The sequence below is a fragment of the Comamonas sp. CMM03 genome, assembly GCF_019218715.1.
Lineage (GTDB): Bacteria > Pseudomonadota > Gammaproteobacteria > Burkholderiales > Burkholderiaceae_C > Comamonas > Comamonas terrigena.
On the sequence record NZ_JAHUXB010000003.1, the window covers coordinates 601,276 to 618,426 of the forward strand.

Consider the following 17,151-nt stretch of genomic DNA (forward strand, 5'->3'; position numbering starts at 1 on the left):
GTTGCCCGGACGCGGCTGCGGCATGGCGCGTGTGGCGCGCGCCATGCTTTTCCACTGGGACAGAGTCCCCAGAGTCAGACGCCGCGGCTGCGGTCCTGGGCGAACTTCTGGCGGAATGCGGCGAAGGTGCCGGCGTCCAGCGCATCGCGCACTTCCTGCATCAGGTTCAGGTAGTAGTGCAGGTTGTGGATGGTGGTCAGCATCGGGCCGAGCATTTCGCCGCAGCGGTCCAGGTGGTGCAGATAGGCGCGGCTGAAACCATCGCGGCCGCCGTCATCCCAGCTCACGCCGCTGGTGCCTGCGCAGGCGTGGCAGGTGCAGGTGGTGTCGATGGGCTGGTGGTCCACCTTGTGGCGGGCATTGCGCAGCTTCAGGTCGCCATAGCGCGTGAAGATGGTGCCGTTGCGCGCATTGCGCGTGGGCATCACGCAGTCGAACATGTCCACGCCATCGGCCACGCCCTGTACCAGGTCTTCCGGCGTGCCCACGCCCATCAGGTAGCGCGGCTTGTGGGCCGGCAGCAGGTGGGGGGTGTGGGCCATGATCTCCAGCATCTCGTCCTTGGGCTCGCCCACGGAGACGCCGCCCACGGCGTAACCGGGGAAGTCCATCTCGACCAGCGCCTGCAGCGATTCCTCGCGCAGATTGGTGTACATGCCGCCCTGCACGATGCCGAACAGGGCGTTGGGGTTGCCCAGGCGCTCGAACTCCTGCTTGGAGCGCAGGGCCCAGCGGCGGCTCATCTCCATGGACTTGCGCGCTTCGGCCTCGGTGGTCTTCTTGCCGTTGGTCTCGTACGGCGTGCATTCGTCCAGCTGCATGACGATGTCCGAATTCAGGATCGTCTGGATCTGCATGCTGACTTCGGGCGACATGAAGAGCTTGTCGCCGTTGACGGGGCTCTGGAAGTGCACGCCCTCTTCGGTGATCTTGCGCATGGAGCCCAGCGACCAGACCTGGAAACCGCCCGAGTCGGTCAGGATGGGCTTGTCCCACTTCTCGAAGCCATGCAGACCGCCGAAGGACTTCATGATGTCCAGGCCCGGGCGCATCCACAGGTGGAAGGTGTTGCCCAGGATGATCTGCGCGCCCATTTCTTCCAGGCTGCGCGGCATCACGCCCTTGACGGTGCCATAGGTGCCCACGGGCATGAAGATGGGGGTCTGGACCTTGCCGTGGTTCAGGGTCACGGTGCCACGGCGTGCGTGGCTGGTCGGATCGGTCTTGAGAAGGTCAAACTGCAGCATGATGGCGCGCATTGTCCCAGATGGATGACACCGGTGTTTGCTCTGGCATGGGTTGTGCCGGAATCTGCAGGGTGTCTATAGTGGGGACAAGTGGTCAATCGATCGACAAGGAGGTAGTGCAATGACAAGAATACTGGTGGCTGTGGACGGCTCCCCTTATGCGCTGGAAGCCGTGCGCCATACGGTCGCGCTGGCGCGCAGCGGTTTGCGCGCCACGGTGGTGCTGGCCCAGGTGCAGGAGGAGGCTTCGTTCCTGGAACTGGCCACCCAGGACGGGGATGCGATTGCCAATGCGGCCATGGAAGCCGGTGCCCATCTGGCCGCGCCGGCAGTGGTGGAGCTGCAACTGGCGGATGTGCCCCACGAAGTGGAAGTGGCGCTGGGCGAACCCGCTCCCACCCTGGTGGACATGGCCGAACGCCTGCAGTGCGACCAGATCGTGATCGGTGCGCGGGGCATGGGGGCCTTGCGCGGGGCGCTGATGGGCTCCGTGTCGCAGTACGTGCTCAAGCACAGCCCGATGCCGGTCACCGTGGTGAAGCCGCGCGTGGATGAGGCGCGGGACGTGCTGGGTGAAGAAGGTGCCCAGGTCATGGCCGACGGGGTGACGCCGCTGTCCATCCAGGCCGGCCTGTAAGCGGCCGGACCGGGCAGCCGCCCTGCCAGAAAGAACGGGACCGCGGTCCCGTTTGGTTTTTCAGAGGGTCGGCCTCAGGCCGCCTGGCGCCGGAAGGGGTTGGCACCCTGGCAGCTGGATTGCAGCTTGCCATGGGGCAGAGTGGCCAGGCGCTGGAACATGCGGCGGCAGTAGCCGCGTATCCACAGGCATTTGTTGATTTCGTCCACCGGCAGGGGGCCGGAGATCACGATGATATCGTCGGCTTCGTCCCAGAGACCTGCCGAGCGCAGGCGCCGCCGCATGGTCAGGGCCCAGGAATGGATGCGCAGCGGGTTGCCGTGCTGGTGCACCTCGCCGGTGTGCATGTCAAAGGCAATGGCCACATCTGCGGTTTTCAGCTTGAAGCGGCGCTCACCTGTGACTGCGCTGGGTTTTTCGCGCATGTCATACAGGTAGTAGTTGCCTGCCTTGAGCTGATATTGCAGATCCATGGTGGTCCTCTGGGAAGCGCATTGTCAGCGAAACACCGGCAGCAGAACCTGCGATGAAACAGGGATTGATGCCTTTAATCGAATATGCCCAGTGCATTGCACTTGTGCATGTGGCGCATTCTGAGGGGCAGATCTGCTGCCGTGCAAGAACGTTCGCCCAGAGAAATCGGAAACAGTCTGTGATTCTGTACGAAGGCCAGGACCGGCGGTAACCCAGCGTCCTGGCCTAAGTGGTTGCTCAGAAATCCAGCAGGCTCAGGCCCACGCTGAACACGGTCCGCTTGTAGTTGTAGTCGATCAGGCTGTCGCCATAGCCGCTGAACAGCTGCACATGCAGGCGCAGATTGCTCTTGCCGCCATTCCAGCCTTCGCCCAGGGTCCGCAGCCATTCGACGCGGCCGGACCCCTTGCCCTTGCCCAGCGAGCCCCGCGCGGTCACGCCCAGGTAGTTCTGATCGTTGACATTCCAGCCCAGCTTGACTTCGCCCCGGCCGATGTAATTCTGGATGCCCGGGTTGTCGTCATCGCCCGAGCCTTCGGGAATGCGTTTCCACAGACGGGCGTTCACCTGCCAGCGTTTGCCCAGCTCGGCGCCGGTCATCAGGTACCAGCGGTTCCAGCTGCGCGACAGCGGCTCGCTCTGGCCGTTGGACTGGTGCACCAGGCCCACGCCGCTGTAGCGCCAGCGCCAGCCGAACGGCAGCTGGGCGTCGGTGGGGTAGACGTAGAAGATCTCCGGCTCGTGGTCAGTGGTGCGGAACGGGCGGGAGATGTCGCCGTTGAACACCTGCCAGTAGGACTGCTGGGTGTAGCCCACCCACAGCGAGTCCTTGCGGCCCGTGCTGGAGTCGGTCAGCAGGCCCGAGGCGATCTTGGTGCGGGCCGACAGCTGGATGCGCATTTCCTGGGTCTTGTACGGCTGCTCGGTCGAGGCAGCCTTGCCGGGCGAACTGGGCTGCTCGTTCACATGGTCGGCCGTGGTCAGCGACACCGACATGGGCCGGTAGCCGCGGAAGCTGAACGTGCCGCAGTCCGAGCCGGGTTCCAGCTCGAAGAAGCGCGACATTTCGCTGTAGCGTGGATCGCGGCAGCCGCCGTTGGTGGGCTGCAGCCCTTGGCCGGAGACATCGGCCACCACCATCGGCTCCTGGGCGGCCTGCTGCACGGTCTGCTGGACGCCCTGCTGCGGCGCAGCCGCCTGCTCCTGGGCACTGGCCGCCGGGGCATGGAACATGGTGGCGGGGGGCGGGGTCAGCGGTTGCTGCTGCTGCGCCCAGCCGTCAAAGCAGGCCAGACGGGCCTGGTTGTCGGTGGTGGCAGCGCATTGGCGCCAGGCATCGCCGGTCAACGGCTCAGCGGCCTGGGCCGGAGCCGGCAGGCCCCAGGCCCCGCAGATGGCCAGCGTGGCCAGGGCCGTGGCGCCTGGCAGCGCGCGGGAGAGAGTGTGTGGGGTTGCCTGCATGGTCAGAAAATTCCAGGGTTCAGGGCGAGCGCTTGCGCAGCACAAAAGGCTGGGGCGGGGCGTCATCGCCGGCTTGGTAATCACCGCGGATCTCGCGGGCACAGCTGTCCTCACTCACCTCGCCCAGCCAGGTGCCGCTGATGTTGATGCCGTTGGCCGATTCCTCCAGCGTCACGGCGCCACGGTTCACATCGCCCACCATGGCATGGCGGGTGCCGGCGCGCTCGACCGTGCCTTTGACCGTGCCTTTCCACTCGGGGTGGGGGCCCAGTTGCAGCAGGGCGGCATCGGGCTGGCCGGCCACGGTGGCCGTCCATTCGCCTTGCAGCTGCGCCGCGCCCATGTCCCAGGCATCCGGGCAGCCGGCTGCATCGGAGGCACTGTTCTGGGCCTGTGCGACGGAGGCCAGCGCGCCGGCAGCGATGAGGACAAGGGTGCGCAGGCGCGGGGGTACAAACGGAATCAGGGGCATGGGTTCACAGGGCGGTGTCATGGCGCCGGGTGCTGCACGGTGGAGCGCGCGGCAAATTCCGCGCGCAGCTTGCGCAGTTTTTCGCGCGGGTCTTCCTTGGCGGTGGCCGCGTCCAGGTTCATTTCCTTGATGAAACGGCTGGGTTGGCACTGCACCATGTCGCGGCCCTTCTTGCGGCGCTTGGTCCAGCTGACGGCCAGCGTGCGCTGGGCGCGGGTGATGCCCACGTACATCAGGCGACGCTCTTCCTGCAGGCGGGCGGCAATGTCGTCGCTCACCTTTTCCTGCTTGCCGTTGTCGTCGTCCAGCTTGAAGGGCAGCATGCCTTCGGTCACGCCGACCAGCACCACATGCGGCCATTCCAGGCCCTTGGAGGCGTGCAGCGTCGACAGGACCACCATGTCCTGTTCCTTCTCGCGCTCGCTGATGGTGGAGAGCAGGGCAATGTTCTGGGCCACTTCCAGCAGGCTCTTGACTTCGGTCTGGGTGGTGGTGCCGGCCGCGTCTTCGATCTGGCCGCCAGCGCGCTGGCTCATCCAGTCGCAGAACTCCAGCACATTGCTCCAGCGGGCAGCGGCCACGGATTCGCTGTCCTCGCTGTCGTACAGGTGCTGCTCGTAGCCGATCTCCTTGAGCCAGTCGAGCATGAAGGTCCGGCTGGCCTCGGCGCCCAGCGTGTGGCGGGCCCGGTATTCCAGGTCGTTGAGGTAGCGGCCGAACTCGAGCAGGCTTTCGTGCGCCTTCTTCGGTACCACGGCTTCGAGCATGTGGCTGAACAGTGCGCCGAACATCGACAGCTTGTGCTGGCCGGAGAATTCGCCCAGCTTGCCCAGCGTGGTGTGGCCGATGCCGCGGCGCGGGGTGGTGATGGCGCGCAGGAAGGCCGGGTCATCGTCGTTGTTGATCCACAGCCGGAACCAGGCGCACAGGTCCTTGATTTCGGCCCGGTCGAAGAAGCTGGTGCCGCCCGAGACCTTGTACGGGATGTTGGCCTTGCGCAGCGCCTTTTCAAACGGCTTGGCCTGGTGGTTGGCGCGGTAGAGGATGGCGAAATCCTTCCACGCCGGCTGCGGGTTGGCGCCCGCGCGCAGGCTCTGGATGCGGGCCACGGCGCGTTCGGCCTCGTGTTCTTCGGTGTCGCAGTCGACCACGCGCACCGGCTCGCCCTCGCCCAGTTCCGAAAACAGGGTCTTGGGAAACAGCTTGGGGTTGGGGCCGATCACATTGTTGGCGGCACGCAGAATGGCCGAGGTGGAGCGGTAGTTCTGCTCCAGCTTGATGAGCTTGAGGTGGGGGTAGTCGATGGGCAGCTTCTTCAAGTTGTCCAGTGTGGCGCCGCGCCAGCCGTAAATGGACTGGTCGTCGTCCCCCACAGCCGTGAAATGCGCGCGCTCGCCCACCAGCATCTTCAGCAGCTCGTACTGCGTGGCATTGGTGTCCTGGTACTCGTCGACCAGCACATGGCCCAGGATGCGCTGCCATTTCTCGCGCACCTCGGGGTGGCCGCGCAGCAGGCGCATGGGCATGCCGATCAGGTCGTCAAAGTCGACGCTCTGGTAGGCGGTCAGGCGCTCTTCGTAGCGCTGCATGATCAGGGCGATGCTGCGCTGGTGGTCGTCCTGGGCCAGGGCCAGGGCCTTGCGGCTGTCCCAGCCGGCGTTCTTCCAGTTGCTGATGGTCCATTGCCACTGGCGGGCGGTGGCCACGTCGGTGGTGCCGCCGGCGCAGTCCTTGAGGATGCCGGTCACATCGTCGGCATCCAGGATGCTGAAGCTGGGCTTGAGCCCCAGTGCATGGCCGTCTTCGCGCACCATGCGCACCCCGAGGGCGTGGAAGGTGCAGACCAGCACATCCTTGGCCTGGCGGCCGATCAGTCCGGCCGCGCGCTCGCGCATTTCGGCCGCGGCCTTGTTGGTGAAGGTGATGGCCGCAATGCGCCGCGGGGCCATGCCGTTCTCGATCAGCTTGGCAATCTTGTGCGTGATCACCCGTGTTTTGCCCGAGCCGGCACCAGCCAGCACAAGGCAGGGCCCTTCGGTGTAGTGGACGGCTTGGAGTTGGGCCAGGTTCAGACCAGCGGACATGAATGCAGAACGACGTCGCCTCGGCGGGCGGAATCATTAAAGGTGGTTGGACGCAAATGATACGGAGTTGGGTGCGAGAGCATGGCGCGGCTTTCCGGATTTCTTCTGCAGATCAGTGTTAATCAAGGTATTCGTCTGTAAATGCATGCAGTGCCGGGGAAGGCGCTAGCCGCGGGGCAGGCGTTCCTGGGGCCAGAGCATGCAGGGCCTGCTGCGGACGCTGCGCCTGCTGTGCCAACAGATATCTTGTGCAAGGTTTTCACCATGGCGGGCGATCGGTGGACAAGGCGCTTGCCGCCCGCCGGGCGGCCTGTCCGGACACCGCCGCAGCGCCCGCGGCACCCGGCCACGGCCTTGTGCTTTGCGGGACACCGGATTTTTCCGGGGCTGCATCGTGCTGCGGTGCAGCGACAATCCTTGCCTGTGCTGTCCGTTCTGATCGTTACCTTTCCCTTCTTCGCCCTGGTGCTGTGTGGCTATATCGCTACGCGGGGCGGTGTGCTGCCGCTGTCGGCCATTTCGGGCCTGAACACCTTTGTGCTGTTCTTTGCCCTGCCATGCATGCTTTACCGCTTCGGGGCGCAAACCCCGATTGCCCAGCTGCTGGATCCGGTGGTGGCCGGGGTGTACCTGCTGTGCGGGCTGGCGCTGGTGGCCGCCACCCTGGCGCTGACGCTGCGGCGCTGGGGCTGGAACGACGCCGCCTTTGGCGCGCTGGTGGCCGCTTTTCCCAATTCCGGCTTCATGGGCGTGCCGCTGCTGGTGGCACTGCTGGGCGAGGGCAGCGCCGGTCCGGTGATACTGACCATGGCGCTGGACATGGTGATCACCACCTCGCTGTGCATTGCACTGTCGCGGCTGGGCGAGGGGGAGGGCGGGGCCGTGCAGGCGCTGCGCAAGGCACTCAGGGGCATGCTGTCCAACCCCATGCCCTGGTCGATTGCGCTGGGGGCCGTGGCATCGGCCCTGGCGTTCGAGCTGCCCGGCCCCATAGACAAAACCGTGGCCATGCTGGCGGGCGCTGCCTCGCCGGTGGCGCTGTTCACCATCGGGGCGGTCCTGGCGCGTTCGCAGATGAACCTGCACGAACAGCTGGCCCCGCGCGACTATGTGCCGATTGCACTGGTCAAGCTGCTGGTGCACCCGCTGCTGGTGTGGTCCGCCTGCCAGGCGGCCGTGGCGCTGGGCCTGCCGCTGTCGACCGAGGCCATGGTGGCGCTGGTGCTGGTGTCCGCCCTGCCCAGTGCCAGCAATGTGTCGCTGCTGACCGAGCGTTTTGGTGCCCATGGCGGGCGCGTGGCGCGCATCATCCTGGTCAGCACCGCGCTGGCGTTTGTCACGTTCTCGGCGGCAGTGACCTGGCTGGCGCCGGCCGCGTAGGCGGGCAGCCCAGACAGAACCGGTCTTTTCCGTCTTGCCGCGCTTGGGAGGCGAGGGGCCTCGCTTTTCGGGGAGGCCTCCGGACCCCGGCGGAGCGCGGTGAAAAAACATCGGCCGGTGCAGACGCCGCTGGCACCGGCCGATGGGGATGGCTCCGCTGGCGGGGCCGGAAGCCCGGACCTGCTCTGAGGCAGTGCCTGAGCGCGGTCCGGTCTGCGGGCCGTGGCGCCGCTCAATATTCCCAGAACATCCGTTGCAGCGTCTTGGTGTCGGCGCCCCGGGTCAGGGCCAGCATGGTCAGGATGCGTGCCTTTTCAGGGCGCATGTCGTGGGCGACGACCCAGTCGTACTTGTCGTCGGGCTGCTCGGCGTTGCGCAGCACAAAGCCGTAGGGCACGCGGGAGGAGCGCACGATGATGGTGCCCTTGGCACGGGCATCCTGCAGCGGCTTGACCATGCGGTCAGCCACCGAGCCGTTGCCGGTGCCGGCATGGATGATGGCCTTGGCGCCACCGGCCACCAGCGCATTCACGGCCGTGGGCTGGACGGTGCCGTAGGCGTAGACGATGTCCACCTGGGGCAGCTGTGTGATGTTGTCGATGTTGAACTCGGACTGGTTGGTGTGGCGCTTCACGGGGGCGCGGAACCAGTAGTTCTTGCCTTCCACAACCATGCCCAGCGGGCCCCACTGGCTCTTGAAGGCACCAGTCTGGATGTTGATGTCCTTGTTCACATCGCGGGCAGTGTTCAGCTCGTCGTTCATCGTGACGAGCACGCCCTTGCCGCGCGCATCCTTGGACGCTGCCACGCTGACGGCGTTGACCAGGTTCAGCGCGCCGTCGGCGGACAGGGCCGTGCCGGGGCGCATGCTGCCGACCACGGCGATGGGCTTGTCGGTGTGCACCACCAGGCTCAGGAAATAGGCGGTCTCGGCCAGGGTGTCGGTGCCGTGGGTGACCACGATGCCGTCCACATCGCCCTGCTTGGACAAGGCCGATACGCGCTTGGCCAGGGCCAGCAGGTTGTCGTTGGTGAAGCTTTCGGAAGCGATCTGGAAGACCTGTTCACCGCGCACATTGGCCACCTGGGCCAGTTCGGGCAGGCCAGCCAGCAGCTTGTCTACCGGCACCTTGGCGGCCGTGTAGGTGGCGCTGTTGATGGTGGAGGCGCCGGCACCGGCAATGGTGCCGCCGGTGGCCAGCACCACGACATTGGCCTTGGGTCCGGCCGCAACGGGCTGGGTCGCAGGTGCCGCCGGGGCGGCAGGGGCCGGTGCGGCAGCCGGGGCTGCAGCCATGGGGGCCGCGGTGGAGCTGGACTGGGTGGCGCATCCGGCCAGCAACAGTGAAGCCGTGACCACGGAGGCGGCGGCCAGACGGTGCAGGGTGAAGCGGGCAGTACGGGGAGCAAGACGCATGGACAATCCCTGGGTTGTGGTGAGTGGTTGCACACCTTGCGCGCGCCGCCGCCGGGCAGCAATGGGGCTAATCCGGACTTGCCAGCGGCGCCGCACAGCCATGGTACGGCGCGCGCACGGTGCAACAGCCTCTCTGCACGTTCTGTGCCGGGGATGTGAGGCTGGGCGTGAAATCTGCCTTGGGGGATTGCCTGGTGTGCTCTGGCCGCTCTCAATATAGGAGTGCTCGGCGCGCCGTTTCGCACACCGCGCTGACGCAGCCCGGGGCCCCGGGCGCAGGTGACGGTACCAGAGGAGGTGTTACAGGCTTTGCGGGTCCACATCCACCAGCCAGCGCACCAGGCTTTTGTGCTGGGGCTGGCCGCGCACCCAGTGCAGCCAGGGCTGCCAGGCATGCAGGAAGCGCTGCAGCGCGCGGCGGTCTGTGGCTTCGATCAGCATCTGCGCCCGTTCGACATCGGCCACGCGCTGCATGGCCATGGGGATGGGCGGGTACAGAAACACATCGTCCAGATGGGGCAGCTCGCCCTGGCGTGCCGCATCGCTGGCGGCGCGCAGAAAGTCCTGGGCGGCCTCCTGGGTCCGGGCGTCGGCGCGCACCAGGGCCTGGAAGGCGAAGGGAGGCATGCCCGCATCCTCGCGCTCGCGCAGCTGGCGCTGGGCAAAGCGCGGGTAGTCGTGCTGGCGCAGCGCCTGGAACACCATGTGCTCCGGATCCTGGGTCTGCACCCACATCTCGGGCCGACTGTCCTGGGCGGCGACATACGAGCCATCGCGCCCCGCGCGGCCGGCGGCCTGCATCAGCAGGCAGAACAGGCGCTCCGGCGCACGGAAATCGCTGCTGAACAGGGCTCCGTCGGGCTGTACGGCGGCCACCAGCGTGATGCGGCGGAAGTCGTGGCCCTTGGCGACCATCTGCGTGCCCACCAGCACATCGATCTCGCCGCTGTGCACCTGGTCCAACTGCTGCTCCAACGCGCCCTTGAGCCGGGTGGTGTCGGCGTCGATACGGCCCACGCGGGCCGGGTTGCCGTCGGGGCGCTGCACATTGCGCAGCAGCCGCTCCAGCTCTTCCTCCAGCTGCTCCGTGCCCTTGCCCAGCGGCAGGATGTCGGGGTTGCCGCATTCCGGGCAGGCATGCGGCACGCGCTGGGTAAAGCCGCAGTGGTGGCAGCGCAGCGTGCGGTCGCCCTTGTGGAACACCTGGTGGGCGCTGCAATGGGGGCAGTCACTCTTCCAGTTGCAGTCGGCGCAGAACAGCACCGGAGCAAAGCCCCGGCGGTTGAGCAGCACCAGCGCCTGCTCGCCGCGCTGCACGCGTTCGGTGATGGCCGCGATCAGCGGCGGGGAGAACACCGCTTTGCGGGGCTGCTGGCGCATGTCCACCAGGCGCACGCGCGGCAGCTCGGCCGCGCCAATGCGGCTGGGCATGTGCAGCCGCAGGTAGCGGCCCGGTCCGCCGCTGTCGGCGGGCTCGCTGGCGTGCCAGCTCTCCAGCGACGGGGTGGCGCTGCCCAGAATCACCTGGGCGCCCTGGGAACGGGCCCGCCACACGGCCAGGTCGCGGGCGGAATAGCGCGCCCCCTCCTGCTGCTTGTAGCTGGGATCGTGCTCTTCGTCGACCACGATGACCTGGAGCCCCGGCAGGCTGGCGAACACCGCCATGCGCGTGCCCAGCAGCACGCGGGCCTGGCCGGTGTGGGCCGCCAGCCAGCTTTTCAGGCGCTGCGGGTTGGTCATGCCGCTGTGCATGCTGACCACGGCCTGCGGGCCGAACTGCGGGGCAAAGCGGGCCGTGAAGCGTTCCAGCAGCTGGGGAGTGAGGTTGATTTCCGGCACCATCACCAGCGCCTGGGTCGGAAAGCCGGTGTCGGTGGCGGCCAGCAGCGCCTGCTGCACGCGCTGCATATAGACCTCGGTCTTGCCACTGCCGGTGGCGCCGTACAGCAGAAAGGGGCCGGGGTGCTGGTCCATCTGGGCGCACACGCCCTGCTGCTCGGCGCTGAGTGCAATCGTAGGGGGCAAGGCGGGCGCTGGCGCTGCGGCGTCGGCCACGGCCTGGGCATCCAGCGCGGCCTGGGCCTTTTTGCTGAGTTTCTTGGACTTGGGCGCCAGCCGGCGGGCCAACTGTTCGGCCGTCATGTCCTTGAGGGCAGGGGGCAGGCCGGTCAGCGCAATCTCGCCCAGGCTGCGCTGGTAGTACTGGGCGGCGAACGCCACCAGGCGGCGCCAGCGGGCGTCCAGCGGAGGCAGGCCATCGAGCACGCTGCGCACGGACTTGAGCTGGGCATTCGGCACCGGCTCGGCATCGGCCGGGCTGTCCCAGACCACGCCCAGCAGCTCCCGGTTGCCCAGCGGCACCCGCACCAGCGTGCCGGGGGGCAGGGCGGTGGTGTGCGTGTAGGTCAACAGCCCGCCCACACCGCTGTGTACCGGCGTGTGCACGGCCACCTGGACCCGGAACACGGGGGCGGAATCAGGGGATGGAGAGGCGGAATCGGGCGGAAGCGGCATGCAGCAAGGATTTCCACAGGGCACGCCCGGTGTGATGCGGGTTTCTGTGGATAACTTTGTGGGGATTATCTGCTGGAACGCAGTGGCAGCCCGTCGATGTGGAACAGGCTGCGGTTACCACGTAAGCATAGAAAAAATTTATATTTAAACAAAAACAATGGCTTATAACGACTTTGCGTCATGTGGCGCTCAGCAAAAGCAGAGCAGGCCAGCCCATGCCTGCCTGCCCGCTTCTGTGCATAAGTGGGATGTGCAAATCCGTCAAGGGCTTACCAAAGAGCGAAAAACAACGCCGCCGGCAGGTGCCTGGATGCGTCTTCGTCGCCATTGGCGGGTAATGCAAGTGGGTACTTGCAATTTGCCCGCTGTTGTAAACATTTTCTGACACTCGGCAACAAAAAAGCCGTGGCGTCACCACGGCCGGATGGCACCCCCACAGGGGCAGGGGCTCAGCCTTGGCGCAAGGTGCGCGAGTGGCTGTGCACCGCTTCCACCAGCGCGGCCACATGTTCGGGCGGGGTGAACTGGCTAATGCCATGGCCCAGGTTGAAGATGTGGGTGGGGCCGGTGGTGGTCTTGTCGGTATGGGGTTTGCCAAAACTGTCCAGCACGGCACGCGCCTGGGCGGCCACCTGCTCGGGCGGGGCAAACAGCACGTTCGGATCGATATTGCCTTGCAGCGCCTTGCCGGGGCCGCCGACTTCGCCGCCGACGATGGCACGGGCCTGGCCCAGGTTGGCGGTCCAGTCCAGACCCAGCACTTCGCAGTCCAGCGCGTTCATCTGGTCCAGCCAGATGCCGCCGCCCTTGGTGAAGACAATGCGCGGCACGTCCTGGCCGTCCACACCGGTGCGCTTGAGCTGGCTGAGCACGCGCTTGGTGTAGGCCAGGCTGAACTGCTGGAACATGCCGTCGGCCAGCACGCCGCCCCAGCTGTCAAAAATCATCACTGCCTGGGCGCCGGCGTCGATCTGGGCATTCAGGTACAGGGCCACGCTGTCGGCATTCACTTCCAGGATGCGGTGCATCAGGTCCGGGCGGGCGTACATCAGGCTCTTGACCAGGCGGTAGTCGTCGCTGCCGCCGCCTTCCACCATGTAGCAGGCCAGCGTCCAGGGGCTGCCGGAAAAACCGATCAGCGGCACGCGGCCATCCAGCGCCTTGCGGATGCTGGTGACGGCATCGAACACATAGCGCAGCTTGTCCATGTCGGGCACGGCCAGCTGGGCCACGGCCGCTTCATCGCGCACCACCTTGGCGAACTTGGGCCCCTCACCCTGGGCGAAGGTCAGGCCCAGGCCCATGGCGTCAGGCACGGTGAGGATGTCGCTGAACAGGATGGCCGCATCCAGCGGAAAGCGTTCCAGCGGCTGCAGCGTGACTTCGGTGGCGTAGTCCACATTGGTGGCCAGGCCCATGAAGCTGCCGGCCTGGGCGCGGGTGGCGCGGTATTCGGGCAGGTAGCGGCCGGCCTGGCGCATCAGCCACAGCGGTGTGTAATCGGTGGCCTGGCGGCGGCAGGCGCGCAGAAAGGTGTCGTTCTGAAGGGGGGCAAAAGACATGAAAAGGCTCACACGGGTGGGTTGGCATGCGGCAGCAAAGGCGCACACCAGCGTGCCGGGGCCGGGCAGCGCGTTGGCAGCGCCCGGCAAGGCAGGTATACGGGGGGAGCGGGCAGTGTACCGGATGCCTTTTGCACGCACCGGCATGCCGCACTGTGGCAGCAGGGTTCCCGCGCCGAAGCTGACGCAGCGCAAACCGCGGGGTGCGGGGGAGCCGGCAGCAGGGGGGAGGGGTGCGCGCGGCGGCGGGCTTGGGTAGGATGCGCTGCTTTGTGACGAACGAGCCACTGCACCGTGACCCTGCCCGAGACCTTGCACATTCCTGCCTTCCAGAGCTTCACGCTGGCCATCCTGCTGTTCTTCGTGGGGCAGAAGCTGGCGGCCGCCTGGGAGCCGCTGCGCCGCTACAACATCCCCGAGCCGGTGGTGGGTGGTTTCCTGTGCGCCTGCGTGGTGGGGCTGGCCTATGGCGTGCTAGGGCTGCGCATTGAGTTCGATCTGCAGGTGCGCGACCAGCTGCTGCTGTACTTCTTTGCCGGCATCGGTCTGAAGTCCGACCTGAAGACGCTCAAGGAAGGCGGCAAGCCGCTGGCCATTCTGCTGGTGCTGGCGTCGGGCTTCATCGTGCTGCAGAACGTGCTGGGCATGGGACTGGCCGGACTGTTCGGGCTGGATCCGCGCGCCGGGCTGATGACCGGCTCCATCGCACTGACCGGTGGCGTGGCCACCACGCTGACCTGGGCTCCGCACTTCATTGACCAGCTGCAGATCGCCAATGCCATGGAACTGGGCATGGCCACCAATATGGTGGGGCTGATTGCCGCCTGCAGCATTGGCGGCCCCATTGCCGGCTGGCTGATGCGCCGCCATGCCATCCGTGGCAGCGATGCCCGGCCGCTGGATGTGGGCGTGTCCAACAAGCAGACGGCGGTCACGCTGGACTACTACGGCGTGCTGCGCGCCTGGCTGTGGCTGAACATGGCGCTGATGATCGGCGGTGTGCTGACCCCGCTGTTCCAGGAAATCGGCCTGCAGCTGCCCATGTTCGTGGGCTGCCTGATCGGCGGCATCGTGCTGCGCAACACGGCCGGGCGCTGGATGCTGGGCCGCAAGCAGCACAAGCTGGGCCAGTTCCATTGGCAGAGCATGCGCCAGGGCCTGGCCATGATCTCGGACATCTGTCTGGGCCTGTTCCTGACCATGGCGCTGATGGGCCTGCAGCTGTGGGTGCTGCAGGGGTCCCTGGGCTTTGTGCTGACGGTGCTGGTGCTGCAGGTGCTGATGGCCATTTTCTTCACCGCCTTCGTGGTGTTCCGCGCCATGGGGCGCGACTACGAGGCGGTGGTGATCTGTGCGGGCTTTGGCGGCATCACGCTGGGCTCCACCGCCACGGCGGTGGCAAACATGACGGCCGTGGCACGCAGCCATGGCGCGGCGCACCGGGCCTTCATCGTGGTGCCGCTGGTCTGCGGCTTCTTTGTGGACATCATCAACGCCCTGGTGGTGCAGTTCATGGCGCGCTGAGCGGGCGTGCACGGCGGCAGTGACATGCCGTTGTCACGCGACCATCACGGGGATGACATATGCGGCGCGCACACTGCGTGCTGTGAGACGGAGCGAGCCAACAGGGACGGCAGTGCGGACAACCACTGCCGTGACAGACCCGGCTTCGGACTCACACGAATTCCCCGCAGGGGGTGGAGGCCGCATGGACAGCATCAGCATTCCCGACGTGGGCGCACTGGGCAGCAGCCCGCTGTCGTCCACCCCTGTTCCCCAGAACCGCAGCGTCGCCAGCCCGGCACTGAGTGTGGGCTGGGCTCGCCATCTGGACGAGGTGCGTGCCGCCCAGCGCCTGCGCCACCAGATCTTTGCCGGCGAACTGGGTGCCAGGCTGCCCACCGACCAGCCCCACAGCCTGCCGGGCCACGATGTGGACCATTTCGACGATTTCTGTGAACACCTGCTGGTGCGCGACCAGGTCACGCAGAAGGTGGTGGGCACCTACCGCCTGCTGACCCCCAGCCAGGCCCGCCGCGCCGGGGGGCTGTACTCCGAAGGCGAGTTCGACTGCAGCGCGCTGGCGCCCTTGCGCAACGACATGGTGGAACTGGGCCGCAGCTGCGTGCACCAGGACTACCGCAGTGGTGCTGCCATCCTGGCGCTGTGGGGCGCGCTGGCCGACTTCATGCAGCGCAACCGGCTGCAGTCCATGGTGGGCTGTGCCAGCCTGCCGTTGCACCACCCCGGGCTGACCTATGGCGAAGGCGCCGCGCGCATCTGGGCGCAGCTGCCGGCCAAAAGCCATTGCCAGCCGCAGTGGCAGGTGCGCCCGCTGCTGGCGCTGCCCCTGCGCGAGGCCGAGATTGCGGCCCAGCCCCAGCCGGTGGTGGAGCTGCCGCCGCTGGTGCACGGCTATCTGCGCATGGGGGCACGGGTGCTGGGGGCTCCGGCGTGGGACCCCGATTTCCAGACCGCCGACCTGCCCATCATGCTGCAGATTGCCGATCTCCCTGCGCGCTACCGGCGCATGCTGGGCTGCTGAATCCCCTTGACCGGTGGCTGGGGCGCTCCCGCGGGGCGCCCCTTCTGCGTTGGGAATCCATCGGGCGCTCCGCACCCCTTGGGCTGTCGTGCCGGGTCAGGTGCCTCTGTCTCACGCCGCAGCGCCGAGCAGGCGGCGGTGTTCCAGCTTGATGCAGGCGTCCTGCACCACCATCAGCCCGGCCTGCGCGGCCAGGGCTGCGGCTTCGGCGTTGACAACGCCCTGCTGCAGCCACAGGCAGCGCGCGCCCACGGCCACGGCTTCCTGGGCAATGGGGCCGATGGCCTCGCTCTTGCGGAAGCAATCCACGATATCCACTTCCAGGCCTTCGGCGGCCAGGCCGGCAGCGGCCTCCGTGACGCTGGCGTAGACACGCTCGCCCAGAATCTGGCCGCCCGCGGCGGCGACCACGGGGTTGACGGGAATCGTGCGCAGGCCGTGCTGCTGCAGGTAGGCGGCCACCTCGTGGCTGGGGCGATCGGCCTGGGGCGACAGGCCCACGACGACGATGGTGGGGGCGGCCTGCAGCAGGTCCCGCAGGGCGGTGTCGGATGCGGTGGTGATCATGGGCACAGTGTGCGGCATCTGGCGCCGCCCGTCTGTCACCCACGGACGCAGTGCCCGGGGGCGCTTGCCAAGCACTCCCCAGCGACCCCTGTCCGGCAGGCTCAGACCCCGTAGTGGTAACGGTCGCGGTTCAACGGGTCTTCATCGGCGGGCGCCAGACTCACCAGGCCCAGGCTGCTGAGCAGCAGCACCACCAGACCGAAGAGGTAGACCGCCACCGCCAGACCCAGGCTCAGCGGGTAGACCGTCTGCAGCAAGCGGCAGGCATCGCCCATGCCGGACAGCAGGCTGCACTGCTGCAGCGCCGGCATGTGCATGTACCAGACCACGGCAAGCAGCAAGGCCGCTACCGTGAGCAGGGCGCCACGCCAGTGCAGGCCGCCAAACAGCGTGGCCAGCAGGCACAGCGGCACCGCCGCACCCCAGGCCAGCATCAGCAGCCAGGCGGTCATGGGCGAGTGGGCCAGCATGCGTTCCAGCAGCTCCCAGTGCGGCAGCGTGTGCAGCAAGGTCAGCAGGTTCCACACCGTGGGCAGCACCGCCACACTGGCCAGCAGGCCGAACACGGCGGCGCCGCACAGCAGCACGCGCTGGCGCGGCGTGCGCCGGGGAGTGGGGATCAGGACGGAAAGCTGGATGCTGGTCATGGCAATCTCCTCGCGGCGGGACGTACGGCGGGGGATGCCGCCACTGCGCCTGCGCACTGTCTGGAGCCAGTCTAGGGGGCTTGGCCTGCTGCTGCGTGTAGGCCAAGTTGGTCCGTTGGGCGGATTGATTAGGGGTTAACCCTT

The 17,151-nt window shown here is 67.0% G+C and carries 14 protein-coding genes; 4 read left to right on the forward strand and 10 right to left on the reverse strand.

The annotated features are described in order from the left end of the window. Positions 1 to 74: 74 nt before the first annotated feature. Complete coding sequence (tgt, locus tag KW830_RS13520; protein WP_066541800.1) at positions 75 to 1,247, reverse strand: tRNA guanosine(34) transglycosylase Tgt; 1,173 nt, start codon at positions 1,245 to 1,247, stop codon at positions 75 to 77. A gap of 121 nt (positions 1,248 to 1,368) precedes the next feature. Between tgt and KW830_RS13525 the strand changes: the two genes are divergently transcribed. Next, entirely contained in the window at positions 1,369 to 1,884 is a 516-nt protein-coding gene (locus KW830_RS13525; protein ID WP_066541670.1) for a universal stress protein, read from the forward strand. A 74-nt stretch (positions 1,885 to 1,958) separates the two neighbouring features. On the opposite strand, the gene KW830_RS13530 is transcribed toward KW830_RS13525, so the two are convergent. From KW830_RS13530 to KW830_RS13545, 4 genes are all read right to left on the reverse strand, one after another. Further along, a complete protein-coding gene (locus KW830_RS13530; protein WP_066541671.1) occupies positions 1,959 to 2,357 on the reverse strand; it encodes a hypothetical protein in 399 nt (132 codons plus the stop codon). A gap of 238 nt (positions 2,358 to 2,595) precedes the next feature. Further along, the gene (locus KW830_RS13535; protein WP_218333424.1) at positions 2,596 to 3,819 is read right to left on the reverse strand and encodes a phospholipase A; all 1,224 of its coding nucleotides are present in this window, start codon (positions 3,817 to 3,819) and stop codon (positions 2,596 to 2,598) included. 19 nt (positions 3,820 to 3,838) lie between these two features. Next, positions 3,839 to 4,291, reverse strand: a complete 453-nt coding sequence (locus KW830_RS13540) for a hypothetical protein (RefSeq protein ID WP_218333425.1) — start codon at positions 4,289 to 4,291, stop codon at positions 3,839 to 3,841. 17 nt (positions 4,292 to 4,308) lie between these two features. Next, the gene (locus KW830_RS13545) at positions 4,309 to 6,375 is read right to left on the reverse strand and encodes an ATP-dependent helicase (protein ID WP_218333426.1); all 2,067 of its coding nucleotides are present in this window, start codon (positions 6,373 to 6,375) and stop codon (positions 4,309 to 4,311) included. A 423-nt stretch (positions 6,376 to 6,798) separates the two neighbouring features. Between KW830_RS13545 and KW830_RS13550 the strand changes: the two genes are divergently transcribed. Beyond that, positions 6,799 to 7,755, forward strand: coding sequence for an AEC family transporter (locus tag KW830_RS13550; protein WP_066541674.1), 957 nt, complete (start codon positions 6,799 to 6,801; stop codon positions 7,753 to 7,755). Positions 7,756 to 7,987: 232 nt separating this feature from the next. Here KW830_RS13550 and KW830_RS13555 read toward each other — a convergent pair whose 3' ends face one another. The 3 genes from KW830_RS13555 to hemE all read right to left on the reverse strand — a co-directional run bounded on the left by KW830_RS13555 (position 7,988) and on the right by hemE (position 13,248). Next, positions 7,988 to 9,052 (reverse strand): type II asparaginase, encoded by a 1,065-nt coding sequence (locus KW830_RS13555; protein ID WP_083520660.1) that lies wholly within the window; start codon positions 9,050 to 9,052, stop codon positions 7,988 to 7,990. 420 nt (positions 9,053 to 9,472) lie between these two features. After that, positions 9,473 to 11,686, reverse strand: a complete 2,214-nt coding sequence (gene priA, locus KW830_RS13560; protein ID WP_218333427.1) for a primosomal protein N' — start codon at positions 11,684 to 11,686, stop codon at positions 9,473 to 9,475. A gap of 449 nt (positions 11,687 to 12,135) precedes the next feature. Next, complete coding sequence (gene hemE / locus KW830_RS13565; protein ID WP_218333428.1) at positions 12,136 to 13,248, reverse strand: uroporphyrinogen decarboxylase; 1,113 nt, start codon at positions 13,246 to 13,248, stop codon at positions 12,136 to 12,138. A 294-nt stretch (positions 13,249 to 13,542) separates the two neighbouring features. Here hemE and gltS point away from each other — a divergent pair, with 294 nt between their 5' ends. Further along, complete coding sequence (gene gltS, locus KW830_RS13570; protein ID WP_370626129.1) at positions 13,543 to 14,772, forward strand: sodium/glutamate symporter; 1,230 nt, start codon at positions 13,543 to 13,545, stop codon at positions 14,770 to 14,772. Positions 14,773 to 14,956: 184 nt separating this feature from the next. Next, a complete protein-coding gene (locus KW830_RS13575) occupies positions 14,957 to 15,793 on the forward strand; it encodes a GNAT family N-acetyltransferase (protein WP_255578361.1) in 837 nt (278 codons plus the stop codon). A 111-nt stretch (positions 15,794 to 15,904) separates the two neighbouring features. On the opposite strand, the gene KW830_RS13580 is transcribed toward KW830_RS13575, so the two are convergent. Beyond that, the gene (locus KW830_RS13580; RefSeq protein WP_218333430.1) at positions 15,905 to 16,360 is read right to left on the reverse strand and encodes a CoA-binding protein; all 456 of its coding nucleotides are present in this window, start codon (positions 16,358 to 16,360) and stop codon (positions 15,905 to 15,907) included. Between the two features lie 101 nt (positions 16,361 to 16,461). Continuing rightward, complete coding sequence (locus KW830_RS13585) at positions 16,462 to 17,007, reverse strand: hypothetical protein (protein ID WP_218333431.1); 546 nt, start codon at positions 17,005 to 17,007, stop codon at positions 16,462 to 16,464. Between the last annotated feature and the right edge of the window lie 144 nt (positions 17,008 to 17,151).

Excerpts from the sequence above, each read along its gene's own strand:
- tgt (WP_066541800.1), bottom strand. The coding sequence starts at position 1,247 with ATGCTGCAGTTTGACCTTCTCAAGACCGATCCGACCAGCCACGCACGC.
- KW830_RS13525 (WP_066541670.1), top strand. The coding sequence starts at position 1,369 with ATGACAAGAATACTGGTGGCTGTGGACGGCTCCCCTTATGCGCTGGAA.
- KW830_RS13530 (WP_066541671.1), bottom strand. The coding sequence starts at position 2,357 with ATGGATCTGCAATATCAGCTCAAGGCAGGCAACTACTACCTGTATGAC.
- KW830_RS13535 (WP_218333424.1), bottom strand. The coding sequence starts at position 3,819 with ATGCAGGCAACCCCACACACTCTCTCCCGCGCGCTGCCAGGCGCCACG.
- KW830_RS13540 (WP_218333425.1), bottom strand. The coding sequence starts at position 4,291 with ATGCCCCTGATTCCGTTTGTACCCCCGCGCCTGCGCACCCTTGTCCTC.
- KW830_RS13545 (WP_218333426.1), bottom strand. The coding sequence starts at position 6,375 with ATGTCCGCTGGTCTGAACCTGGCCCAACTCCAAGCCGTCCACTACACC.
- KW830_RS13555 (WP_083520660.1), bottom strand. The coding sequence starts at position 9,052 with ATGGCTGCAGCCCCGGCTGCCGCACCGGCCCCTGCCGCCCCGGCGGCA.
- priA (WP_218333427.1), bottom strand. The coding sequence starts at position 11,686 with ATGCCGCTTCCGCCCGATTCCGCCTCTCCATCCCCTGATTCCGCCCCC.
- hemE (WP_218333428.1), bottom strand. The coding sequence starts at position 13,248 with ATGTCTTTTGCCCCCCTTCAGAACGACACCTTTCTGCGCGCCTGCCGC.
- KW830_RS13575 (WP_255578361.1), top strand. The coding sequence starts at position 14,957 with ATGGACAGCATCAGCATTCCCGACGTGGGCGCACTGGGCAGCAGCCCG.
- KW830_RS13580 (WP_218333430.1), bottom strand. The coding sequence starts at position 16,360 with ATGATCACCACCGCATCCGACACCGCCCTGCGGGACCTGCTGCAGGCC.
- KW830_RS13585 (WP_218333431.1), bottom strand. The coding sequence starts at position 17,007 with ATGACCAGCATCCAGCTTTCCGTCCTGATCCCCACTCCCCGGCGCACG.